Source organism: Pseudomonas viridiflava (genome assembly GCF_001642795.1).
GTDB lineage: Bacteria > Pseudomonadota > Gammaproteobacteria > Pseudomonadales > Pseudomonadaceae > Aquipseudomonas > Aquipseudomonas viridiflava.
Genome location: NZ_LKEH01000021.1, coordinates 84260 through 108153 on the forward strand (window position 1 = coordinate 84260; position 23894 = coordinate 108153).

General features: G+C 60.7%; 22 protein-coding genes and 1 pseudogene. 10 read left to right on the forward strand and 13 right to left on the reverse strand.

The window, feature by feature from the left end:
* Positions 1-164 precede the first annotated feature (164 nt).
* The 6 genes and pseudogenes from AO065_RS08460 to dadA all read right to left on the reverse strand — a co-directional run.
* Positions 165-2087, reverse strand: coding sequence for an acetyl-CoA hydrolase/transferase C-terminal domain-containing protein (locus tag AO065_RS08460; protein WP_004887122.1), 1923 nt, complete (start codon positions 2085-2087; stop codon positions 165-167).
* Positions 2088-2362: 275 nt separating this feature from the next.
* A complete protein-coding gene (locus tag AO065_RS08465; protein WP_004887124.1) occupies positions 2363-2785 on the reverse strand; it encodes a c-type cytochrome in 423 nt (140 codons plus the stop codon).
* Between the two features lie 183 nt (positions 2786-2968).
* The gene (locus AO065_RS08470) at positions 2969-3517 is read right to left on the reverse strand and encodes a cupin domain-containing protein (protein ID WP_004887127.1); all 549 of its coding nucleotides are present in this window, start codon (positions 3515-3517) and stop codon (positions 2969-2971) included.
* A 135-nt stretch (positions 3518-3652) separates the two neighbouring features.
* Positions 3653-4726, reverse strand: coding sequence for an alanine racemase (alr, locus tag AO065_RS08475; RefSeq protein WP_004887129.1), 1074 nt, complete (start codon positions 4724-4726; stop codon positions 3653-3655).
* A gap of 72 nt (positions 4727-4798) precedes the next feature.
* Positions 4799-5119, reverse strand: coding sequence for a RidA family protein (locus AO065_RS08480; RefSeq protein WP_063921064.1), 321 nt, complete (start codon positions 5117-5119; stop codon positions 4799-4801).
* Between the two features lie 11 nt (positions 5120-5130).
* A pseudogene (dadA, locus tag AO065_RS08485) lies at positions 5131-6354 on the reverse strand (D-amino acid dehydrogenase); the annotation flags it as partial.
* A 157-nt stretch (positions 6355-6511) separates the two neighbouring features.
* On the opposite strand from dadA, the gene dadR reads away from it, so the two are divergent.
* Entirely contained in the window at positions 6512-7000 is a 489-nt protein-coding gene (dadR, locus tag AO065_RS08490) for a transcriptional regulator DadR (protein WP_004887134.1), read from the forward strand.
* Between the two features lie 9 nt (positions 7001-7009).
* On the opposite strand, the gene AO065_RS08495 is transcribed toward dadR, so the two are convergent.
* The gene (locus tag AO065_RS08495; protein ID WP_004887135.1) at positions 7010-7363 is read right to left on the reverse strand and encodes a YkgJ family cysteine cluster protein; all 354 of its coding nucleotides are present in this window, start codon (positions 7361-7363) and stop codon (positions 7010-7012) included.
* Positions 7364-7469: 106 nt separating this feature from the next.
* Here AO065_RS08495 and AO065_RS08500 point away from each other — a divergent pair, with 106 nt between their 5' ends.
* Positions 7470-8783, forward strand: coding sequence for an NAD(P)/FAD-dependent oxidoreductase (locus tag AO065_RS08500; protein ID WP_004887138.1), 1314 nt, complete (start codon positions 7470-7472; stop codon positions 8781-8783).
* 6 nt (positions 8784-8789) lie between these two features.
* Here AO065_RS08500 and AO065_RS08505 read toward each other — a convergent pair whose 3' ends face one another.
* On the reverse strand, positions 8790-9041 hold the full coding sequence (locus AO065_RS08505) for a DUF1127 domain-containing protein (protein ID WP_032652279.1): 252 nt from the start codon (positions 9039-9041) through the stop codon (positions 8790-8792).
* 429 nt (positions 9042-9470) lie between these two features.
* On the opposite strand from AO065_RS08505, the gene AO065_RS08510 reads away from it, so the two are divergent.
* Both AO065_RS08510 and AO065_RS08515 read left to right on the forward strand, forming a co-directional pair.
* The gene (locus AO065_RS08510; RefSeq protein WP_004887142.1) at positions 9471-10892 is read left to right on the forward strand and encodes an aminotransferase-like domain-containing protein; all 1422 of its coding nucleotides are present in this window, start codon (positions 9471-9473) and stop codon (positions 10890-10892) included.
* A 71-nt stretch (positions 10893-10963) separates the two neighbouring features.
* Entirely contained in the window at positions 10964-12544 is a 1581-nt protein-coding gene (locus AO065_RS08515; RefSeq protein WP_032652270.1) for a phospholipase D family protein, read from the forward strand.
* Here AO065_RS08515 and AO065_RS08520 read toward each other — a convergent pair.
* Both AO065_RS08520 and AO065_RS08525 read right to left on the reverse strand, forming a co-directional pair.
* Positions 12541-13686: an MFS transporter gene (locus tag AO065_RS08520; RefSeq protein ID WP_004887145.1), complete on the reverse strand. Its 1146-nt coding sequence runs from the start codon at positions 13684-13686 to the stop codon at positions 12541-12543. The two genes, AO065_RS08515 and AO065_RS08520, sit on opposite strands and share 4 nt — an antisense overlap.
* Positions 13687-13903: 217 nt before the next feature.
* The gene (locus tag AO065_RS08525) at positions 13904-15397 is read right to left on the reverse strand and encodes an aldehyde dehydrogenase (RefSeq protein ID WP_004887147.1); all 1494 of its coding nucleotides are present in this window, start codon (positions 15395-15397) and stop codon (positions 13904-13906) included.
* Between the two features lie 241 nt (positions 15398-15638).
* Between AO065_RS08525 and AO065_RS08530 the strand changes: the two genes are divergently transcribed.
* Positions 15639-16010: a cupin domain-containing protein gene (locus AO065_RS08530; RefSeq protein ID WP_004887149.1), complete on the forward strand. Its 372-nt coding sequence runs from the start codon at positions 15639-15641 to the stop codon at positions 16008-16010.
* A 71-nt stretch (positions 16011-16081) separates the two neighbouring features.
* Entirely contained in the window at positions 16082-16285 is a 204-nt protein-coding gene (locus tag AO065_RS08535; protein WP_004887152.1) for a hypothetical protein, read from the forward strand.
* 84 nt (positions 16286-16369) lie between these two features.
* Here AO065_RS08535 and rpmG read toward each other — a convergent pair whose 3' ends face one another.
* A complete protein-coding gene (gene rpmG / locus AO065_RS08540; protein WP_004887154.1) occupies positions 16370-16525 on the reverse strand; it encodes a 50S ribosomal protein L33 in 156 nt (51 codons plus the stop codon).
* A 10-nt stretch (positions 16526-16535) separates the two neighbouring features.
* Positions 16536-16769 (reverse strand): 50S ribosomal protein L28, encoded by a 234-nt coding sequence (gene rpmB, locus AO065_RS26535; protein WP_002551514.1) that lies wholly within the window; start codon positions 16767-16769, stop codon positions 16536-16538.
* 364 nt (positions 16770-17133) lie between these two features.
* On the opposite strand from rpmB, the gene AO065_RS08550 reads away from it, so the two are divergent.
* Positions 17134-18720: an ABC transporter substrate-binding protein gene (locus AO065_RS08550; RefSeq protein WP_004887156.1), complete on the forward strand. Its 1587-nt coding sequence runs from the start codon at positions 17134-17136 to the stop codon at positions 18718-18720.
* 50 nt (positions 18721-18770) lie between these two features.
* Here the strand turns inward: AO065_RS08550 and radC are convergent, their stop codons facing one another.
* Positions 18771-19445, reverse strand: coding sequence for a RadC family protein (gene radC / locus AO065_RS08555; RefSeq protein WP_004887159.1), 675 nt, complete (start codon positions 19443-19445; stop codon positions 18771-18773).
* Positions 19446-19578: 133 nt separating this feature from the next.
* Here radC and coaBC point away from each other — a divergent pair, with 133 nt between their 5' ends.
* From coaBC to AO065_RS27635, 3 genes are read left to right on the forward strand one after another with little or no spacing between them, the layout of a single operon-like run.
* Positions 19579-20787: a bifunctional phosphopantothenoylcysteine decarboxylase/phosphopantothenate--cysteine ligase CoaBC gene (gene coaBC, locus AO065_RS08560; protein WP_004887161.1), complete on the forward strand. Its 1209-nt coding sequence runs from the start codon at positions 19579-19581 to the stop codon at positions 20785-20787.
* 6 nt (positions 20788-20793) lie between these two features.
* Positions 20794-21249, forward strand: a complete 456-nt coding sequence (dut, locus tag AO065_RS08565; RefSeq protein WP_004887162.1) for a dUTP diphosphatase — start codon at positions 20794-20796, stop codon at positions 21247-21249.
* A gap of 53 nt (positions 21250-21302) precedes the next feature.
* Positions 21303-23888 (forward strand): phosphomannomutase/phosphoglucomutase, encoded by a 2586-nt coding sequence (locus AO065_RS27635; protein ID WP_032652274.1) that lies wholly within the window; start codon positions 21303-21305, stop codon positions 23886-23888.
* Positions 23889-23894 lie beyond the last annotated feature (6 nt).

The following is a 23894-nucleotide window of genomic DNA, read 5'->3' on the forward strand; positions in this document are numbered from 1 at the left end:
TGCGTGGGAATGCCGCTCAGGACGCTCCGCGTCCGCGCTCGAATGTGGCGCAGATGCGTGGACAAGCTCCAGCGTTATCCACGTCATGCGCTCGGCTCACTGAGTCCGNTGTGCCCTTTGTGACGCTCTGCGTCACATCGAGAGCGAACGTGGAGCGGGAACGATCATTGGGCTGTGTTCTGCAATCCGGCCAGCAGCAGCCTTTGATACAGCTCTTCGCGCAATCCCTGTGGCTGATCAAGCTGCATGCGCTGCAGATGTTCCCTGTACGCATCCGGCTCCGGCGCATCGAGCGTGGCTTTGCCCAGTTCCAGAATCTCGGTGATCTTGAATTTGCCCTTGAGCCAATTCAACGCTCTCAGCAGGTCGCGCTCCTGGGGGGTGAAGTCGCAGCCCAGCGGGTATTCGGTGAACAGCGCGGGATAGCGTGACGCAATGTCCTGCAGGCGCTCCGGCGTGTTCTGCGTAAAGCGCGGATCCAGGCTGAAATTCTTCGGCAGTTTGCCGGCCTTTTGTGCCTGTTCGATCAGGCCTCCCTGAAAGCGCGAATCGCTGATGTTCAACAGCCGCTCGATGACAGTCGCATCCGTCTGACCGCGCAAGTCGGCGATGCCGTATTCAGTCACGACGATGTCGCGCAGGTGCCGGGGAATGGTCGTGTGGCCGTATTCCCAGACAATATTGGAGGTGGTCTCGCCACCCGACTCTCGCCAGCTGCGCAGCATCAGAATCGAGCGAGCGTCTTCCAGCGCGTGGGCCTGGGCCACGAAGTTGTATTGCCCGCCTACACCACTGAGCACACGTCCATCTTCAAGCTGATCGGCCACTGCCGCGCCCATCAGCGTGACGGTGAACGCACTGTTGATGAACCGCGCATCGCGGCGCTGCAAGCGCTTGAGTTCTTCATGGCCATACAGTTCGTTGATGTAGCTGATGGCGGTCATGTTGAATTGCGCCAGCCGCTCGGCAGGCAGCTCGCGCAGTCGCTCGTAGAAGCTGGTCGGGCCGAGGAAGAAGCCACCGTGCACCACGACGCCATCGGGATGGGCGTTTTCATCCAGCGTGCCCATATTGGCCAGCCGCTGCAGCTCGGCGTCGGGGTACACCTTGCGCCGGATGATCCCGGCATCGGCCAGCACCAGCAGACCGTTGACGAACATTTCGCTGCAACCGTACAGACCGCTGGCAAAGGGCTGCATCCCGCCTTCACGGTCAATCAGGGTCTGCCAGTTGCTCATGTTCAACTCGGCCAGCAAGGCGCGCCAGGTTTCGTTGTCAGCCTGACGGGCCAGCAATGCGCCGGTCAGCGCATCGCCCATCGAGCCGATGCCGATCTGCAGCGTGCCGCCGTCACGCACCAGGGTGCTGGCATGCAGGCCGATCAGATGGTCCTGATAGCCCACCGGCATGTTCGGGGTGGAGAACAGCGTGCTGCGCTCCTCTTCCTCCAGCAGCAGGTCGAACGCTACGCTATCCAGTTCCGAGTCGCCGGGCATGTAGGGCAAATCCGCGTGCACCTGCCCAAGTATCAGAATGGTCTCGCCCGCCATCCGGCGCTTGGCGATCATCGGCAGCAGGTCCAGGGTAACGTCCGGGTTGCAGCTGAGGCTCAGCTTGCCGGGCCGTTGATCGTCACGCGCCACCAGCTGCGCGACAAGGTTCAGGCCACAGGCATTGATGTCGCGGGCGGCGTGGCTGTAATTGCTGCTGACATAGTCCTGCTGGGCGGACTCGCTGTTGAGCAGGCTGCCTGGCTGCATGAAAAACTGCTGAACACGGATATTGTCTGGCAGGCTGTCGCGGCGCAGTGCAGCCAGAAAATCGAGTTCGGGATAATCACCGAAGGTGCGTTCCAGAAACGGCTCAAGAAAGCGCGCCTGCAAGCCTTCGCCCGGTGTCGGGCGGCCCAGGCTCAACGCCGTGTAGATGGTCAGCCGCCGCTCGGGCAATTCACTGATCCGTTGATACAGCGCGTTGACGAAACGGTTGGGCTTGCCTAACCCCAGCGGCATGCCGAGATGAATGTGCTCGGGCAACTGCGAAAGAACATGATCAACGGCTTGCTCAATGGAACAGGACTGCGGCATCCCAGCTCTCCTGATGTGTTATTGGATGCAGCTTGGACAGGTGCGGGCGGGAAAGTGCTGCGTGGGGTGTGTGATTTGATCGTGTCATGTTCTGCGCCCGCTCCAGAACCAAAATCAACAATGGCTGACTGAATAGATCTCCCACGGTCCGGTGTTTGCTGCGCGACAGCGCTACGTCGAAGACGTGGTGGCGCCTCCCACAATCCGGTATCTGCTGCGGAACTTGTGTTAACCGACAAGCACGGAATATGAGTGCTATCAGCAGCCAAAAATGATTACTTCAACCCGGACATCTTCTGAATCGCAGCCTTGAGTTCTTCATCAGAGCAATCGCCACAGGTGCCCTTGGGCGGCATGGCGTTGATGCCGGTGATGGCCTTGGCCAGCAGGCCGTCAAGGCCGCCTTCTTTCTGGGAACGCTCGGTCCAGGCCGCCGTGTCGCCGATTTTCGGCGCATTGGGCATGACGCCGCTGTGGCAAACGGTGCAGTGCTTGGCGATCACATCGTCCGCCGACCGTGCACCACCGCCTCCAGCCGAGCCGACAACCTGCACTCCCGGACATTCCTTGCCCTGGATACAGACCTGCCCAACCGGTTCGAGGCGCCTGGCGATCTCTTCATTGCTCGCCGCCTGAGCGTTGAGTGCCCAGAACGCCAGTGCCGCGGCGACGGCCAGAAGCTTGTTTGTCAGGTTCACGCTAACGCCCTCAAGGTGACTGGATCACACCTGCGGAACGGGCTGGCAGGCTGAAAAAGTATAGCGGTCTGCGGGCGGAGCCGAAATGTGCCCGCAGTCGGAAAGATGCGTTCGGCGACGAACACAATCCGCCGCCACAACGCTGCAAAGCGCCTGAAAACGGGGCCTGCGGATCAACGGCGGTCAGAAGTTGGCAGGGGTGGCTGCGCTGATTAGTCGCGCCGGGGCGTCGAACGGATTGCGGAAACGGTGCGGACGGGTGCTTTCAAAGTAATAGCTGTCGCCGACTTCAAGGATGTAAGTGTCCAGACCGACCACGAGCTCCAGGCGCCCTTCGACAATGATCCCGGTTTCCTCACCCTCATGAACCAGCATTTCCTCGCCCGTGTCGGCACCTGGCGGGTAGGTCTCGGTGAGAAAGGCGATGGCACGGCCCTGATGTGATTTGCCGACCAGCTTCATGGTCACCGCACCGTCCGAGATATCGATCAGTTCGCTGGCCTTGTAAACCACCTGAGTCGGGTTCTCGGCTTCGATTTCTTCGGAAAAGAATTCGACCATCGACATGGGAATACCGCCCAGCACCTTGCGCAGGGAGCTGATCGACGGGCTGACGCTGTTTTTCTCGATCATGGAAATGGTGCTGTTGGTCACGCCTGCGCGCTTGGCGAGTTCACGCTGGGACAGGCCCTTGAGCTTGCGGATCGATTGCAGTCGTTCACCCACGTCCAATGCGGTATTCCCCCGGATTCAGTCAGGTCAGGTTGTTATGAACGCCATGATGGCACAGCGTTCGATATTTACAACACTCGACCGGCGACCGGAACCCTCGGGTTATCGGCGCAGGGCAGCCGTCACGGCAAATGCTCAGCCTTCGGAATAGACTCGCGGCACTCGGCGCAGATTGCAGAAGATCTGATAGGGAATGGTGCCCGCGTGCGCGGCTACGTCGCTGGCCAGCACGTTCTTGCCCCAAAGTTCGACGCGACTGCCCAGACCTGCCTGAGGCAGACCGGTCAGGTCGACGCCGAGCATGTCCATAGACACCCGGCCCACAAGTCTCGAGAGCTGGCCATCGATGAATACCGGTGTTCCGGTCGGCGCCTGACGCGGGTAACCGTCGGCGTAACCCATGGCCACAACGCCAATGCGCGAAGGACGATCCGTCACGAAGGTAGCGCCGTAACCCACAGGCTCACCTGCAGCCAGCTCGCGGACGCTGATGATCTTCGATTCCAGCGTCATGACCGGCTGCAGGCGATCCGCCAGCGGCTGCGACTCGCTGAACGGCGTGGCGCCATAGAGCATAATCCCGGGCCGCACCCAGTCGCTGTGAATGGTCGGCCAGCCCAGCACGGCGGGCGAGTTTTTCAGGCTGGTCTCCGCAGCGAGACCTTCGCGGGCCGCCTCAAACACCGCGACCTGTTCATCGCTGGTCGAGCAGTTCAGCTCGTCTGCACGAGAAAAGTGGCTCATCAGCACGATCCTGGCCACCTTGCCGGTTGCCAGCAGACGCTGATACGCGTTGCGATACTCCGAAGGATGCAGGCCCACCCGGTGCATGCCGGTGTCCAGCTTGAGCCACACCGTAATGGGTTTGCCAGGACGCGCCTGCTCGACCGCTTCCAGTTGCCACATCGAATGGACGACCGTCCACAGGTCATGTTGAGCAATCAGCGCCAGCTCATCAGCCTCGAAAAAGCCTTCCAGCAGCAGAATCGGTGCGGTGATACCGGCGGCACGCAGTTCCAGCGCCTCTTCGATGCAGGCCACTGCAAACCCGTCCGCCATCGCTTCCAGCGCCTGCGCGACACGCACGGCACCATGGCCATAGGCATCGGCCTTGATCACGGCGAGCGCTTTCGCACCGGCGCTTTCGCGGGCCAACTGGTAGTTGTGACGCAGGGCTTGAAGATCGACAAGGGCGCGGGCTGGACGCATGAGAAAGGTATTGCCTGAAGAGGTTGTAAAAAAGCCCGACGCCGAGGGTGCGTCGCCGGGCCAGGAAAAACGTTACGGCAGTGCAGCGACCACCGACAGCTCGACCAGAATTTCCGGTTCGCACAGCTTGGCTTCGACGGTAGCGCGGGCCGGGGCGACGCCTTTTGGCAGCCACTTGTCCCACACGCTGTTCATGCCGGCGAAGTCGGCATCAATGTCTTTCAGGTAAATGGTCACGGACAGGATACGGGTCTTGTCGGTGCCTGCCAGATCAAGCAGACGCTCGATGCTGTCCAGCGTCTCCTGGGTCTGTTTCTCGACACCGGCGGTCATGTCATCACCCACCTGCCCCGACAAATAGACGGTGCCGTTGTGGACGACGATCTGACTCATGCGCTCATTGGTGANCTGATCTGGGGTGTCTTGCGGGCCATGAGATCGGCGAGCAAGCGGCCGGAACCGCACGCCATCGTCCAGCCCAACGTGCCGTGGCCGGTGTTGAGGAACAGGTTGCGGAACGGCGTGGCACCCACGATCGGCGTGCCATCCGGCGTGGTGGGACGCAGCCCGGTCCAGAAACTGGCCTGGGTCAGGTCGCCGCCCTGAGGATAGAGGTCACCGACGATCATCTCCAGTGTTTCGCGCCGACGCGGGTTGAGCGACAGGTCAAAACCGGCGATTTCAGCCATGCCGCCGACCCGGATGCGGTTGTCGAAACGGGTGATCGCGACCTTGTAGGTCTCGTCGAGAATGGTCGAGGTCGGGGCCATGGCCGCATTGGTGATCGGGATGGTCAGCGAGTAGCCCTTGAGCGGATAGACCGGAGCCTTGATGCCCAGCGGCTTGAGCAGCTTCGGCGAGTAGCTGCCCAGCGCAAGCACATAGCGGTCAGCGGTTTCCAGCTTGCCGTCGATCCACACACCATTGATGCGGTCACCGGCAAAATCCAGACGCTCGATGCTCTGCCCGTAACGGAACTCGACGCCCAGTTTCTCGGCCATTTCGGCCAGACGCGTGGTAAACAGCTGGCAATCGCCGGTCTGGTCGTTGGGCAGGCGCAGCGCACCGCTGAGTATTCCGGTCACGCCCGCCAGAGCAGGTTCGACGCGGGCGATGCCTTCGCGGTCGAGCAACTCGTAAGGCACGCCGGACTGCTCAAGCACGGCAATGTCCTTGGCGGCATTGTCCAACTGCGCCTGGGTACGGAACAACTGGGTGGTGCCCAGGCTGCGGCCTTCGTAAGCGATGCCGGTTTCCAGACGCAGCTCGTCGAGACAGTCGCGGCTGTACTCGGACAGCCGCACCATGCGCTCCTTGTTCACGGCATACCGGCTGGCCGTGCAGTTGCGCAGCATCTGCGCCATCCACAGGTATTGATCGATATCGGCCGTGGCCTTGATCGCCAGCGGGGCGTGGCGTTGCAGCAGCCACTTGATGGCCTTGAGCGGCACACCCGGCGCGGCCCACGGCGAGGCGTAGCCCGGCGAGACCTGACCGGCGTTGGCAAAACTGGTTTCCATGGCGGCAGCTGGCTGACGATCAACCACTGTGACCTGAAAGCCTGACCGCGCCAGATAATAGGCACTGGTTATACCGATCACACCACTACCAAGGACCAGAACGCGCATGTCGATGACCTCATCGCGGATATCCGCTGACGTTTTGAAGTTTTAAGCAAGGATGTGGCCAGTATATTGAGCATCGAGCAGTGCTTTTAACTGTATAAATGCCTATATTCGGAGGTAATCCACGGCAAAGATCGCTTTCGTAGAGGGGATATCAACCTTGCGCACCCAACACCAGTCAAAACGTGAGCTGGACAAGATTGATCGCAATATCCTGCGAATCCTGCAGGCGGATGGACGCATCTCGTTCACCGAACTGGGCGAGCGGGTCGGCCTGTCGACCACACCCTGCACCGAACGGGTCCGCAGGCTGGAGCGCGAAGGCATCATCATGGGCTACAACGCCCGGCTGAACCCGCAAAGCCTCAAGGCCAGTCTGCTGGTATTCGTGGAGATCAGCCTGGATTACAAGTCTGGCGACACGTTCGAGGAGTTCCGCCGCGCGGTGCTGAAATTGCCCCACGTGCTGGAGTGTCATCTGGTGTCGGGCGACTTCGACTATCTGGTGAAAGCGCGTATTTCCGAGATGGCGTCCTACCGGAAACTGCTGGGCGACATCCTGCTCAAACTGCCGCATGTGCGCGAATCCAAGAGCTACATCGTGATGGAAGAAGTGAAAGAGAGCCTGAACCTGCCGATTGCCGACTGAACCGTACGCTTACACCAGCACCTGCCGGGTCGAAGCGATATAAGTGTGGATCTGCTTTTCGACCCGGGGATGAATCAGCTCGACAGGACGGCGGCCGTTGGGGCATGGCAACGTTTCGGTAGTGCCGAACAGGCGACAGATCAGCGGACGTTCGTCGTACACCGTGCAGCCCTGAGGCCCGAGGTGCACGCAGTTCAGCTCGTTCAATGCCGCTTCCTGCTCGGCGGCAGTCTTGCGCGGCAGGCGGGCCATTTCTTCGGACGAGGTGGTGACCGGACCGCAGCAGTCGTGGCAGCCAGGCACGCACTCGAACGAGGGAATCTGGCGGCGCAGCTCGCGGACTTTCTGAAGGTTGCAGCTCATTGAAACGATCACCCGGACACAATGCAGGGATTTTGCCTGAGTTGGCAGGTCCATGACAGCAGCTTATCCTGCCGAGACTTCACAGCGCCGCCAACAGGACATGTCCATGAACGCCCGCGTTCAGCACCCTACCCATCAAGACTCGCACACCGCTTCGTACTACGCCGCCAGCAGCCATCCGCAGCCGGATCACCCGGCATTGCAAGGCGAGGTGAAGGTCGATGTGTGCGTGGTCGGCGGCGGGTTCTCCGGGCTCAACACGGCGATTGAACTGGCTGAGCGCGGTCTGAGCGTGGCCTTGCTGGAAGCCCGCAGGATCGGCTGGGGTGCCAGCGGGCGCAACGGCGGTCAGTTGATTCGCGGCGTCGGCCATGGCGTCGAGCAATTCGCCAATGTCATCGGTAACGACGGCGTGCGTCAGCTCAAGCTGATGGGCATCGAAGCGGTCGAAATCGTGCGCCAGCGGGTTGAAAGGCATGGCATCGATTGCGCGCTGAAGTGGGGTTACTGCGACCTGGCCAACAAACCGCGTGACATGACTCATCTGGCCGAGGACGCCGAAGAACTGCGCAGCCTGGGATATCGGCATGAGCTGAAACTGGTGCCGCCTGACCAGATGCGCAGCGTGGTCGGCTCGGATCGTTATGTCGGAGGCCTGATCGACATGGGCTCGGGGCATTTGCATCCCTTGAATCTGGCGTTGGGCGAAGCTGCGGTGGCGCAGTCACTGGGCGTGCAGTTGTTCGAACATTCCGAGGTGACGCGCATCGACTACGGCCCGCAGGTTAAGGTGCACACCGCGCAGGGCTCGGTGCTGGCCAAGACTCTGGTGCTGGGTTGCAACGCTTACCTGAAGGACCTCAACCCGGAGATCAGCGGCAAGGTACTGCCCGCAGGCAGCTACATCATCGCGACCGAACCCTTGAGCGAGGCGCAAGCCAATGAACTGTTGCCGCAGGACATGGCGGTCTGCGACCAGCGCGTGACGGTGGATTACTACCGGCTTTCCGCTGACCGGCGTCTGCTGTTCGGCGGTGCCTGTCATTATTCGGGCCGTGACCCGCAGGACATTGCCGCTTACATGCGACCGAAAATGCTGGAGGTGTTCCCGCAACTGGCTGGCGTGAAGATCAATTATCAGTGGGGCGGCATGATCGGCATCGGGGCCAACCGCCTGCCGCAGATCGGGCGGCTAAGGGATCAGCCAAACGTGTACTACGCCCAGGCCTATTCCGGCCACGGCGTGAACGCCACGCACCTGGCGGGCCGCCTGTTGGCCGAAGCCATCGCCGGACAGCACAGCGATGGCTTCGAACTGTTCGCGAAGGTCCCGCACATGACCTTTCCCGGCGGCAAGCACCTGCGCTCGCCGCTGCTGGCGCTGGGCATGCTCTGGCACCGTTTGAAAGCGCTGCGTTGACCCGCGCTATTCCCTCCAGAAAGACTTCATTGCCTCGACTCTGGCCTGCCGAAAGTCGATGCCGATATCGCGAAGCTGGTCATCCGTCAGTTCCAGCAGTGCGCGGCGGGATATCCAGCGATGACGATACAGCGCCCAGCGGCTCATGCCCGTCGGCACGCAGACGCGATTGTTCTGAACGGCCTTGAACATCACTGGCTGGCTCTCGTTCAGTTCCTGGCTGTGAAACGCTAATCGTACGTCGCTGAACCCGTTCATTTCCGGTTCCTCCATCGGGGTGGGTTTCCATCGCTCAACACACGCCAGCCTTTACACCGATCGTTCCAAACGCCCCGCGTTATGCATGCGTCCAGAAGACGCGAAAAACGAGACCAGAACGAAAGAGCCTGACTACATCCATACCCCGTGGGAGGCGGCTTGCCGGCGATACGCTTTCTGAAGCGATAAATCAGCGACTGAACTGACGCCATCGCCGGCAAGCCGCCTCCCACGGTCCGTTGATTGCAGCAAAACGTGTGTAAGACGCTGGGTGGTGAGCGTGAATCCATGATGACGGGGATTGCCAAACCAATACAGATTCAAAATCCTCTTATATTTTCCATACAGAAGATTCAAAACGATCTCTGAATGCTGTATTTTCGCGCCATCTGTATGGTTCTCAAATCAGCACTCAACCGAGAGTACGCCATGACCCTGTACGTCAACCTTGCCGAAATGCTGGGCTCGCGGATCGAAAAGGGGTTCTATCGCCCCGGCGACCGCCTGCCTTCCGTGCGCGCGCTCAGCGTCGAACATGGTGTCAGCCTGAGTACGGTGCAGCAGGCATACAGGGTGCTGGAGGACAGTGGACTGGCGTCACCGAAACCCAAATCAGGCTATTTCGTTTCGGCTTCTCGCCAGGCTCCGGCGCTTCCCGTGGTGGGGCGTCCGGTGCAGCGGCCTGTGGATATCTCACAGTGGGATCAGGTGCTGGACCTGATCCGGGTATCGCCCCGTGAGGCGGTCACCCAACTGGGGCGCGGGATGCCGGACGTGTCCAGCCCGACCCTGAAACCGCTGATGCGCGCGCTGGGCCAGTTGAGTCGCCATCAGGACATGCCCGGTCTGTATTACGACAACATCCACGGCGTGCATACACTTCGCGAACAGATCGCCCGCCTGTTGCTCGACTCCGGCTGCAACCTGACCGCCAATGACCTGATCATTACCTCGGGCTGTCACGAAGCGCTGTCGGCGAGCATCCGCGCTGTCTGCTCGCCCGGTGACATCGTGGCGGTGGATTCGCCGAGCTTTTTCGGCGCCATGCAGACCCTCAAGGGCCTGGGCATGAAGGCGCTGGAAATCCCCACTGACCCGCTGACCGGCATCAGCCTTGAAGCACTGGAACTGGCACTGGAGCAATGGCCGATCAAGGCGATTCAGTTGACGCCCAGCTGCAACAATCCATTGGGCTACGTGATGCCGGAAGAGCGCAAGCGAGCCCTGCTGATGCTGGCGCAGCGCTTCGACGTGGCAATCATCGAAGACGATGTGTACGGCGATCTGTCCTTCTCATACCCGCGCCCGCGTACCATCAAGTCTTTCGACGAAGACGGTCGCGTGCTGCTGTGCAGTTCGTTTTCCAAGACCCTCGCGCCGGGTTTGCGCATCGGCTGGGTCGCGCCGGGCCGTTATCTGGAGCGGGTGCTGCACATGAAATACATCGGCACCGGTTCGACCGCGCCGCAGCCGCAACTGGCGATAGCCGATTTCATCGAAGGCGGGCATTACGAACCACACCTGCGCCGCATGCGCACGCAGTACCAGCGCAGCCGCGACGTAATGATCGATTGGGTCATGCGCTATTTTCCGCAGGGCACGCGGGTCAGCCGTCCGCAGGGCAGCTTCATGCTGTGGGTGGAACTGGCCGAGGACTTCGACACCGTGCGCCTCAATCGCGCGCTGCTGAGCAAGAACGTACAGATCGCGGTGGGCAGTATCTTTTCCGCCTCGGGCAAGTACCGCAATTGCCTGCGCATGAACTACGCTGCCAAGCCGACACCGAAAATCGAGAGCGCAGTACGCATCGTTGGCGAGACGATCTCGCAGCTGATTGCGCAAAATGACTGACGTTGGCAAATTTTTCCCGCTTTTGCCGGTCTTATCGCCAAGTCGAGCCAAGCCTGGTTGTGGATATCAATTTGAAGAACTCATGGGCCTTGCCCTTTTCACTGCTGGTTGCGCTGTGCGTCAGCGGTTGCGCACATCAAGCACCGCTCGGTGAGCCAAGTCAGGCCATTGCGTCTTCAGACTCAGCCTTCGGCCGGTCGATCCAGGCGATGGCGCAGCCTCACGAAGGGCGCTCGGGCTTTCGCCTGCTGCCCGACAGCAGTGACGCGTTCAAGGCACGTGCCGAGCTGATCCGCAATGCCAAAAGCAGCCTTGATCTGCAGTACTACATCGTCCATGACGGCCTGAGCACCCGGGCGCTGATCGACGAACTGCTCAACGCCGCCGACCGTGGCGTGCGCGTGCGCATCCTGCTGGACGACACCACCAGCGACGGCCTGGATCAGGCTATCGCCACCCTCGCCGCGCACCCGAATATTCAGATCCGCCTGTTCAATCCGCAGAACCTGGGACGCGAGACGGGCATCACCCGCAGCCTCGGCAGACTGATGAATCTCTCGCGCCAGCATCGACGCATGCACAACAAGCTGTGGCTGGCGGACAACAGCGTGGCTATCGTCGGCGGGCGCAACCTGGGTGACGAGTATTTCGACGCCGAGCCCAACCTGAATTTCACCGACATCGACATGCTCAGCGTCGGGCCGGTCGCCGAACAGCTCGGACACAGCTTCGATCAGTACTGGAACAGCACGCTGAGCAAGCCGATCGATGACTTCATGTATTTCCTGCCGGACACCAAGGACCTGGCCAAGGCCAGAAAACGGTTGGCGGCCTCGCTGGAGGAGGCGCATCAGCAGCACAGGGCGCTGTACGAACGCCTGATGGCCTACAAGACCGAGCCGCGTATGAAGACCTGGCTCAACGAACTGGTCTGGGCCTGGAACCAGGCGCTTTGGGACGCGCCGACCAAGGTGCTCGCGCAGGGCGAGCCCGACCCGCATCTGCTGCTGACCACCCAACTGGCCCCGGAACTGCTCAATACCCGCAAGGAACTGATGCTGATCTCGGCCTACTTCGTGCCGGGTCAGGAAGGCCTGCTGTACCTCACCGGCCGCGCCGATGCGGGTGTGGACGTCAGCCTGCTGACCAACTCGCTGGAAGCCACCGATGTACCCGCCGTGCACGGAGGTTATGCACCCTATCGCAAGGCGCTGTTGGAACATGGCGTCAAGCTGTTCGAACTGCGCCGCCAGCCGGGCGATGTCGAAACCATGCGCGGCAGCGGTCCGCACCTGTTCAGGAAAAGCCAGTCGCTGGTCAGCTCCGAATCCAGCCTGCACAGCAAGGCGATGATTTTCGATCGCCGCAAGGTGTTCGTCGGCTCGTTCAATTTCGACCCGCGTTCGGTGCTGTGGAACACAGAGGTCGGTGTGCTGGTCGACAGCCCGGAGCTGGCAGAAGAGCTGCGTGAACTGACGCTGCAGGGTATGGCGCCTTCACTCACTTACCAGGCGAAGCTGGAAGATGGCAAGGTGGTCTGGGTGACCGAGGACAATGGCGTCATCCACACGCTGTACACCGAGCCCGGCGACTGGTGGCGCCGCTTCAACGCCTGGATGAGCAAGGCAATCGGCCTGGAGCGGATGCTCTAGGCCTGCGCAGCGCTCGCACCGAACGCCCCGCGCCTCATGGTCAGGACCAGCAGGCCGAACGCCCCTGCCGCCATCAACAGCGGCAAGGCATCGATGCTGATCCACTGACTGCCCGCGCCTGCGGCCAGAGGCCCGAGCAGACAACCGATCCCCCAGAGCTGAGCCACATGCGCGTTGGCCCGCACCAGCGCATCGTCGCGATAGCGTTCGCCGATCAGAATCAACGACAGCGTGAACAGTCCGCCAGCGCTGGCACCGAACAGCACCCACAGCGGCCAGATCACCACGGTGTTGACCAGCAACGGAATGGCCAGACTGGACAGCATCAACGCGCTCGCGCAGCCGGTGAACAGCGTGCGGCGAGAGATCTTGTCTGCCAGCAGACCAATCGGCAGTTGCAGCGCCGCGTCGCCGACCACGACAGCGCTGACCATCATCAAGGCGATTTCAGGTGTGAAGCCATGCCGGATGCAGTAGATCGGCAGCAGCGTCAGGATCAGCGCCTCGAACGCTGCAAACAGCGCAACCGCGCCCGCGATGGCCGGCATGCCGCGACAGAACCCGAGCAGGTCGGCAAAGGTCACGCTGGCTGACTCTGTGGAAGGTGCGCCGGTTCGGCCCAACAGGAGCAACGGGGAGCATGTCATCAGCAGCACGCCAATCCAGAAACCGTAATCGGCCTCGGTGCCGATGACGCCCAGCAACAGCGGGCCTGCCAACTGACTGAGTGCGTAAGTGCTGCCATACAGCGCGACCAGTCGTCCGCGCAGGCGCTCGATCACCAACTGGTTGATCCAGCTTTCACCCAGCACGAAAACGATGGTCAGGATCATGCCCAGCATCAGGCGCAGGACCAGCCAGACCGGGTAGTACGGCAATAAGGCCAGAGCCCCGACCGACACCGCCCCGCTCCACAGACACAGCCGCATCAGGTTGGCCGTCCCGAACCGCGAGGCCAGCGCACTGGCGACGCCTGCGCCAACCAACACACCGACCGCAGGCATCGCCGCCATCACGCCGATGGCAAACGTGCCGTATCCCCAGTCCGCGAGCCTCAGCGAAACCAGCGGCATGCTGACGCCGATGGCCAGACCGACACTCAGGATCGAGGCCAGAACGGCGAAATAAGTACCCCAACGCATTTCCGTGTTCCTGCGGGTGAAGAATTAAAGCCGAAAGCTGATCGTGCCCATCGCTTTGCGTCACATTCGAGAGCGTCCTGGGCGGCGTTACCACGCAGCGTGGGAACGATCATTATCGTATTCCTCCAAGAGGACTTATGTATAACGATGAGCGCAGAGCATGGGAACGATCAAGCGTCCCCGCACTGAACGGGGACGCTTAAGGAGAACAACTGACTTACAGCTTGATCCAGGTCGCTTTCAGCTCGGTGTATTTGTCGAACGCGTGCAGTGACTTGTCACGGCCGTTGCCCGACTGCTTGAAGCCGCCGAACGGCGCAGTCATGTCGCCACCGTCGTATTGGTTGATCCAGACACTACCGGCGCGCAGGGCCTTGGCGGTCAGGTGCGCCTTGGAGATGTTGGAAGTCCAGACAGCAGCGGCCAGGCCGTATTGCGTGTCGTTGGCAATCTCGATGGCCTCTTCGGCGCTGTCGAAGGTCAACACTGACAGCACAGGCCCGAAGATTTCTTCCTGGGCGATTCTCATGGCGTTGTTCACGCCATCGAAGATCGTCGGCTCGACGTAGGTGCCTCCGGTTTCTTCCATGATGCGCTTGCCGCCCGCGACCAGTTTGGCGCCATCGGCATGACCGGCTTCGATGTAGGACAGTACGGTGTCCATCTGCTGGGTATCGACCAGCGCACCGACATTGGTGGCAGGGTCAAGTGGGTTGCCCGGTTTCCAGCCCTTGAGGGCTTCGATGACCAGCGGCAGGAAACGGTCCTTGATGGAACGCTCGACCAACAGACGCGACCCGGCCGTGCACACCTCGCCCTGGTTGAAGGCAATCGCACTGGCGGCAGCATGGGCAGCAGCTTCCAGATCAGGCGCATCGGCAAATACGATGTTCGGGCTCTTGCCGCCCGCTTCCAGCCAGACACGCTTCATGTTCGATTCGCCGGAGTAGATCAGCAACTGCTTGGCGATCTTCGTCGAACCGGTGAACACCACGGTGTCCACATCCATGTGCAGCGCCAGCGCCTTGCCGACGGTGTGACCGTAGCCCGGCAGCACGTTGAGCACGCCCGCAGGAATGCCCGCCTCGATGGCCAGTTGCGCAATACGAATGGCCGTCAGTGGCGATTTTTCCGAAGGCTTGAGCACTACGGAGTTACCCGTCGACAGCGCAGGACCGAGCTTCCAGCAGGCCATCATCAGCGGGAAATTCCACGGCACGATGGCAGCAACCACACCGACCGGCTCGCGCGTCACGAGACCCAATTGATCATGGGGGGTCGCAGCGACTTCGTCATACAGCTTGTCGATGGCCTCGCCACTCCAGCTCAGCGCGTTGGCGGCACCTGGAATGTCGACACCCAGCGAGTCGCTGATCGGCTTGCCCATGTCCAGCGTTTCAAGCAGCGCCAGCTCGTCGGCATTCTGCTTCAGAAGCCCTGCGAAACGGATCATGGCCGCCTTGCGTTTGGATGGTGCCAGACGCGACCAGACGCCCGAGGTGAAGGTGCTGCGAGCACTGGCGATGGCGCGCTCGGCGTCGGCGGCATCGCAACTGGCGATGCTGGCCAGGACGCGGCCATCCACCGGACTGATGCAATCGAAGGTTTCGCCGGACGCAGCGGGTGTGTACTCACCCTGAATGAAGGCGCGACCTTCGATCTTCAGGTTCTGGGCACGCTTTTCCCAGTCGGCGCGGGTCAGAGCGATCATGCAGATGTCCTCCTTGTTGAACAGGCGTGTGTCATGATTGATTAAAGACACATTTCGCAATTTCGGGGTGATCGCCACCCTAAACCAGCCGCGTAGCAAAACCAATATATTTGACACCCGTAACGCTAAATGCGCCTGTTTGTTGATTTTATTAAACGGTCAGACGACTCAAAACGGGGGGGGGCACTATTGCCCGCCACGCCGCTCAAATCCATCACATCAGCCTATGGGACACGCCACTATGAGCATCGAAAGCATTGTCGACTTCAGCGAAGCCAGCACCGCCGCCGAGCACTACCGGCCCGCACCGGAAAAGGTGTTCAAAGGCGATCCGCAACAAACCCTTTATAACCACTACAACAGCCCCTGCGGACAGATGAACGCCGGTGTCTGGCAAGGTGAGATCGGGCAATGGCAGGTCAACTACACCGAGCATGAGTACTGCGAGATCGTGCAGGGCGTGTCGGTGCTGCGCGACGATCAGGGCCGCGCCAAAACGCTGCGGGCCGGAGACCGATTCGTCATCCCGGCAGGTTTCAAGGGCACGTGGGAAGTGCTGGAGGCCTGCCGCAAGATTTATGTGGTGTTCGAGGCCTCAGATATAAATAAGTAACGCCAGGCGGCGGGGCGAATGGATGACTCTGGGATTGTCCATTCCGGACACCATTCATAAGGATCATGTACATGACCAACAAGGAAATCCTCCTGGCCCTTCAGCACCTGATCGGCACCCGCTACGTACCGACCGTGAAAGCCTATATCACCGAATTGACAGGCAGAACCCGTGTCGTAGGCCCTCTGGACGCGAGCGACAGGATGCTTGATCCCAATCGCATCCGGATCGCTGCCGACGATGCAGACCTGATCACGGCATTCAGCTTCGCCTGATCGTCACGATGCCGAGCGATCGCTCAAACGTCAGACACAAAAAAGCCCGCCATAAGCGGGCTTTTTTGTGGGAGACAGAATCAATTACTTGATTTTGCCTTCCTTGTACATCACGTGCTTGCGTACAACCGGATCGAATTTTTTGATTTCGATTTTATCCGGAGTAGTACGTTTGTTCTTGTCGGTGGTGTAGAAATGGCCTGTACCAGCGCTCGACACCAAACGGATCAATTCACGCATGATTCTCTCCTTAAATTTTGCCGTCGCGACGCAGTTCAGCGAGCACAACTTCAATGCCACGCTTGTCGATGATACGCATGCCTTTAGCAGATACGCGCAGACGAACAAAACGCTTCTCGCCTTCAACCCAGAAGCGGTGATGCTGCAGGTTTGGCAGGAAACGACGACGGGTTTTGTTGTTTGCGTGGGAAATGTTATTCCCGGTTACCGGACCCTTACCGGTAACTTGACAGACTCTCGACATGCCTCAGCCCTCTAAAACCACATGCCCAACCCGGCATGGGTTGGCCGCTTAATCTCTCAGTCATTTGGCGCCAGGCGCCGCGTTTCTTTAAGGGTCTTACCGGCTACACCTACAGTGAAGGAACCGGGCCCCTAGAAAAGAGCGCTGCTTTATACCAGAAAGCCTGGCGCGCAACAACAGGCAATGCACTCTACAGCAATCGGGCAAGCCTTGCGCGACGGCTGAATCAAGCGATGCGGGGCGCGCTGGCAAAAAGACCGCTCGTCGCTCTGCGGCGATTGTTCTGCGCCAGCACATGGTCTAGGGTTAGTCCCTCACCAGACTGCGCAGGCAGATGGGGCCCTTTCTGAACAGGAATTTCGCCATGCGCCTTGCTGCACTCCCCTTTTTGCTTGTCCCGCTGTTGCTTCCGATTGCCGCTCAGGCAGCGAACCTTGCGGTCTGCACTGAAGCCAGCCCCGAAGGCTTCGACGTGGTGCAATACAACTCGCTGACCACCACCAATGCCTCGGCCGATGTGCTGATGAACCGCCTCGTGGACTTCGATGCCCAAAGCGGCAAGCTGGTCCCGAGTCTGGCGCAAAGCTGGACCGTCTCCGAGGACGGCCTGACCTACACCTTCAAGCTGCGCCCGAACGTGAAGTTCCACACCACGGATTACTTCACGCCCACCCGCGAACTGACGGCCGACGATGTACTGTTCAGCTTCCAGCGCATGCTCGACCCGCAAAACCCGTGGCACAAGGTCGCCCAGAGCGGCTTCCCGCATGCGCAGTCCATGCAGTTGCCTGCGCTGATCAAGGCCATCGATGCGCCTGACGCTCACACGGTGAGGTTCACCCTCAACCGTGCCGACTCGACGTTCCTCGCCACGCTGAGCATGGGTTTTGCCTCGATCTATTCGGCTGAATACACCGCGCAATTGCTGAAGGCGGGCACGCCCGAGAAACTGAACAGCCAGCCCATCGGCACAGGACCGTTCGTATTCAAACGCTTCCAGAAAGACGCCGTGGTGCGTTACGAAGCGTTCGACGATTACTTCGCAGGCAAGTCCGGTATCGACACGCTGGTGTACGCCATCACGCCGGACGCCAACGTGCGGCTGCAGAAGATCCGCCAGAATGAATGCCAGATCGCCCTTTCGCCCAAGCCTCTCGATATCCAGGCCGCCAGCAAGGACGCTTCGTTGAAGGTCGAGAAGACCGAAGCGTTCATGACCGCGTTCGTGGCGATCAACAGCCAGCATCCGCCATTCGACAAGCCGGAAGTCCGTCAGGCCGTGAACCTGGCTTTCGATAAGGCCAACTACCTCAAGGCTGTCTTTGAAGGCACGGCCGAAACTGCCAAGGGGCCTTATCCACCCAACACCTGGAGTTTCGCCAAGGACCTGCCCGGCTACCCTCACGACGTCGCCAAAGCCAAGGCGCTGTTGGCCAAGGCCGGTTTGAAGGATGGCTTCAAGACTACCCTCTGGACACGTCCGTCCGGGAGCCTGCTGAACCCGAACCCGAGCCTGGGTGCGCAATTGCTGCAGGCTGATCTGAAGCAGATTGGCATTGATGCAGAAATCAGGGTCATCGAGTGGGGCGAGCTGATTCGTCGCGCCAAGGCGGGCGAGCATGATCTGCTGTTCATGGGCTGGGCGGGTGACAATGGCGACCCGGATAACTTCCTGACGCCGCAGTTTTCCTGCGCAGCCGTGCAGTCGGGCACCAACTTCGCCCGCTATTGCAACAAGACGCTGGACACGCTGATCAGCGACGGCAAATCCACCAGCGATCAGGCCGCCCGCAGCAAGCTCTACCATCAGGCACAGACGCAGATCCAGCAACAGGCGCTGTGGATCCCCCTCGCCCACCCGACCGCCGCCGCACTGGTGCGCAAGGACGTGACGGGCTATCAGGTCAGCCCGTTCGGCCGGCAGGACTTCTACAAGGTTCAGGTGAAGTAGCTCTTTCGCAGTTGATCGCGCCCATGCTCCGCGTGGGCGCGCAACACGCGCTACATCAACCCCCGCTCCACCATCGATAACGGCTCGCCGTCGCCCACGATCACGTGGTCGAGCACCTGAACATCCACCAGCAGCAAGGCCTCCTTCAGGCGCCTTGTCAGGTCGATGTCGGAACGACTGGGGTCAGTGATGCCCGAAGGATGGTTGTGGCACAGGATCAGGCTGGCGGCGTTGTGGGCCATGGCGCGCTTTACCACCTGCCGGGGATGTACGTACGCCGAGTTGATTGTGCCGCGAAACAGTATCTCGAAGGTCATGACCCGATGCTTGTTGTCCAGAAACAGGCAGCCAAACACTTCGTGCGGCTCGTGGCGCAGCAATGCCTTGAGGTAGTTGCGGACCTGAAGAGGACTTTCCAGCGCCGAATCACGACGCAACGATTCGGCCATGTGCCGACGCGCCATTTCCATGACCGCCTGTAACTGAGCGAACTTTGCAGGCCCCAGACCCAGTTGTCCGGTGAATTCGTCCAGATTCGCATCCAGTAACGGTCTCAGCCCGCCAAACTGATTCAACAAGTGACGAGCCAGGTCTACAGCGCTTTTTCCGGCCACTCCCGTGCGCAAAAAGATCGCCAGCAACTCGGCGTCCGACAGGCTGTCTGCCCCCAGTTCCAACAAACGTTCCCGTGGGCGTTCGGCCGTGGGCCAACTGCGAATACTCATAGCACTTCCCTGTGGTTGAGCACCTGTTCCGGTGCGGTCGCTGTGCTATCTTAGCCCATCTTTTTTACGCGACGATCTGGCCTGGGGAGGCGTCCTGGCCGTCGCGTCAACACTTGACCAAAAAGGCAGGCCTATGCAGCGGCTGTATCGAAAACGCATCGTTCTGGGCGTCGGCGGCGGCATTGCCGCTTACAAGAGCGCCGAGCTGGTTCGCCGGTTGCGCGACCAGGGTGCGGAAGTCCGTGTCGTCATGACGCGGGGCGGGGCCGAGTTCATAACCCCCCTGACCATGCAGGCGCTTTCCGGCCACCCTGTACACCTGGACCTTCTGGACCCTGCCGCCGAAGCGGCGATGGGGCATATCGAGCTGGCCAAATGGGCAGACCTTATTCTCATCGCGCCCGCGACCGCCGACCTGATCGCACGCCTGGCACAGGGCATCGCCAATGACCTGCTGACCACCGTCGTGCTGGCAACGGATGCGACCGTCGCCATCGCTCCGGCGATGAACAAGGCCATGTGGCGCGATGCGTCGGTACAGGCCAACACCCGCCTGCTGGAAGAGCGTGATTTCCGCGTATTCGGTCCCGCTTCCGGTAGCCAGGCCTGCGGCGATGTGGGCTTCGGACGTATGCTTGAACCCAATGATCTGGCGCAATGTGCGGCCGATTGTTTCCAGCGCCTGAGCCTGACCGGCAAACATGTACTGATTACCGCAGGACCGACCCAGGAAAACATCGACCCGGTGCGCTACATCACCAACCACAGCTCCGGCAAAATGGGTTTCGCCCTCGCTGAAGCGGCTGTGGAAGCCGGTGCGCGCGTCACGCTGATCACCGGCCCCGTGAACCTGCCGACACCGGATCGCGTTTCGCGCATCGACGTGGTCAGCGCCCGCGACATGCTGGCAGCCTGCGAAGCGGCGATTCCCTGCGACCTGTTCATCGCCTCAGCTGCGGTTGCGGACTACCGCCCGGAAGTCATCGCGCCCCACAAACTCAAGAAAGATCCTACGAACGGCGACGGCCTTTTGCTGCAGATGGTCCGCAACCCGGACATTCTGGCCACCATCGCCACCCGCCCGGATCGTCCGTTCAGTGTCGGTTTTGCCGCCGAGACCGAGCATCTTCTCGACTATGCTGCACGCAAGCTCAAGGACAAGAATCTCGACCTGATCGTCGCCAATGACGTGGCCAACCCCAGCATTGGCTTCAACAGTGAAGAGAACGCCTGCAGCGTGATCGACCGAGCGTTGCACGCAACGCTTTTCGCCCAGACCAGCAAGGCCAAGATTGCCCGCCAGCTGATCACTTTTATCGCCGACCGCATGAATCAGGTTTAACTACGAATGCACGCTCTACAAGCCAAGATCCTCGACCCTCGCATTGGCAACGAATTTCCGCTTCCGGCCTACGCCACTGTCGGCTCCGCCGGCCTGGACCTGCGCGCCATGCTCAAGCAGGACACTGTCCTGGAGCCGGGCCAGACCTTGCTGATCCCGACCGGCCTGTCGATCTACATCGGCGACCCGGGCCTTGCCGCGATGATCCTTCCCCGCTCGGGCCTTGGCCACAAACACGGCATCGTGCTGGGCAATCTGGTGGGCCTGATCGACTCCGATTATCAGGGCGAACTGATGGTGTCCTGCTGGAACCGTGGCCAGACTGCATTCACCATTTCGATTGGCGAGCGTATCGCGCAACTGGTGCTGGTGCCTGTGGTACAGGCGCACTTCGAACTGGTTGAAGAGTTCGATGAAAGCCAGCGTGGCGCGGGCGGCTTCGGGCACTCCGGCAGTCACTGATCGCCGACTGAAGCGTCGCACCGGTTCAAGGGATGAAGCGTGGGGAGAGGTCGTTGAAAGGCAGTCAGAACAGTCCGTCAAAACAACCCGTATCGGCCGCCTACCCGCTGCCCGCCGCGAACATGCAATCGCTTTCCCCAGGGCTGATTCCCGCAGCTGCGGGGCTGGTTATCGCGCTGGTCGTCGCATGGCTGGGCGTCTCCAACAACCCGCAGGAGCAGGACCGACTGACTCAGGCCTGGGGCAACGGTCAGGCGCAGGCGGTCAATCTGGCGCTCAGACAGATGAGCGCCGACACCCAGGCAGCTGCTTCCGCTCCGCAACTGGTCCAGGCCCTGCAAGGCAACGACGCTACTGCGTTGATCGCGGCGCAGGGTCGCCTGACGCGCTGGGACGGTCTGGCGGGCGCGCGCCTCAGCCCCAAAGGCCTTGCCGACGTGGACCCGACCGGGCCACTGCCTGTGACCTATGCCACCCTCGACATGCTGAACAAGGCTGCGCGAGGCGAAACGGTTGCCCCCGAGGCGCGCAAGACCGGCGACCGCTGGCTGATCTACAGCGCAGCGCCTGTGCGCTCCGATCCTGGACAGCCGGTCAGTGGAACCCTGCTGCTGGCCTTCGATCCGCAACGCCTGATCAACGCCTTGCCGGTGATTGAAGAGGATGCCGGGCGGGTTGTGCTGAGTCAGCAGTTCGGCAACGGGCCGGCACAGATTTTCCTTGAGCGAGGCCAGGCAGACGGTGGCAGGTCATTGACTTTCGACACAGGCTATCCGGGCTGGAAGCTTGAGTTCACGCCTGGCCCGGCTTCAAAAAATTCGTCCCCGATTCTGTTTCTGTTACTGGCTGCCATCATCGCCGCAGCGGGCGTAATCCTTGGGATGTACCGCAATGAGAGGGCTTTGCAGCGGCTCATTTGCGCTGACGCTCGTCAACTGGATCAGTTGCTTCAAGAACTCTCGAGCGGAAAAGCCGTCAAACCGTTCGGTTTGAGCCTCCCTGCCCTTGGCGGCCTGGCTCAGGCTCTGGCTCGTGTTTCGCTTCGTAATCAACCCCAGGCAATACCTGCGCTGGCTACGGGCAAGGAATACGACCCAAATATCACGACAGGCAGCGAGTCGCCCCCCATCGCTGCTCCCGGCACCGATTGGACGGACCCGCTGTTTCAAGATACCGATATTCTCGATATCGACCTTCTCGACGAAAACCAGGACTTCCTGAGATCGGAGCATCCCATCGCTATGAACAGCCCAGCATCCGTGGCACCCAAACTCCCTGATACCATTTTTCGCGCCTACGACATCCGTGGCGTGGTCGGGGACACCCTCAGCGCTGAGACCGCCTACTGGATCGGCCGCGCCATTGGCTCCGAGAGCCTGGCGCAGAACGAACCCAATGTCAGCGTTGGCCGCGATGGCCGCCTTTCCGGCCCCGAGCTGGTTGAACAACTGATTCAAGGCCTGCACGACAGCGGCTGCCACGTCAGCGACGTCGGCCTGGTGCCGACACCTGCGCTCTACTACGCAGCCAACGTGCTGGCAGGCAAGACCGGCGTCATGCTGACCGGCAGCCACAACCCGAAGGACTACAACGGCTTCAAGATCGTGATCGCGGGCGACACCCTGGCCAACGAGCAGATCCAGGCGCTGCACGAGCGCATCAAGACCAACAACCTGACCTCGCAGAAAGGCAGCGTCACCCAGGTCAACATCCTCGATCGCTATCTCAAGCAGATCAAGGACGACATCGTCATGGCGCGCAAGCTCAAGGTCGTGGTCGACTGCGGCAACGGCGCAGCGGGCGTGATCGCTCCGCAACTGATCGAAGCGCTGGGTTGCGAAGTGATTTCCCTGTTCGCGGAAGTCGACGGTAACTTCCCGAACCACCACCCGGATCCGGGCAAGCTGGAAAACCTTCAGGACCTGATCGCCAAGGTCAACGAGACTGGCGCCGATCTGGGCCTGGCTTTCGACGGTGACGGCGACCGTGTCGGCGTCGTGACCAACAAGGGTAACGTGGTCTATCCGGACCGCCTGCTGATGCTGTTCGCGCTGGATGTACTCAAGCGCAATCCGGGTGCCGACATCATTTTCGACGTCAAATGCACACGCCGACTGACGCCGCTGATCAGCGAACACGGTGGCCGTCCGGTCATGTGGAAAACCGGTCACTCGCTGATCAAGAAAGAAATGAAGAAAAGCGGTGCCCTGCTCGCTGGCGAAATGAGCGGCCACATCTTCTTCAAGGAGCGCTGGTTCGGTTTCGACGACGGTATCTACAGTGCGGCACGCCTGCTGGAGATTCTCAGCCAGGAGTCGACCTCCGCCGAAGACCTGTTCGAGACTTTCCCGAACGACATTTCGACACCTGAGATCAACATCAAGGTGACGGATGTAACGAAGTTCAGCATCATCGAAGCCCTTGAAAAAGACGCCCAGTGGGGCGACGCCAAACTGACCAGCATTGACGGAGTCCGCGTAGACTATCCGAAAGGCTGGGGCCTGGTTCGCGCGTCAAACACCACTCCGGTTCTGGTGCTGCGCTTCGAAGCCGAAACCGAGGCCGAACTGCAGCGCATCAAGGATGTGTTCCACGCCGAGCTCAAGAAAGTTGCGCCGGACCTCGATCTTCCTTTTTGATTGCTT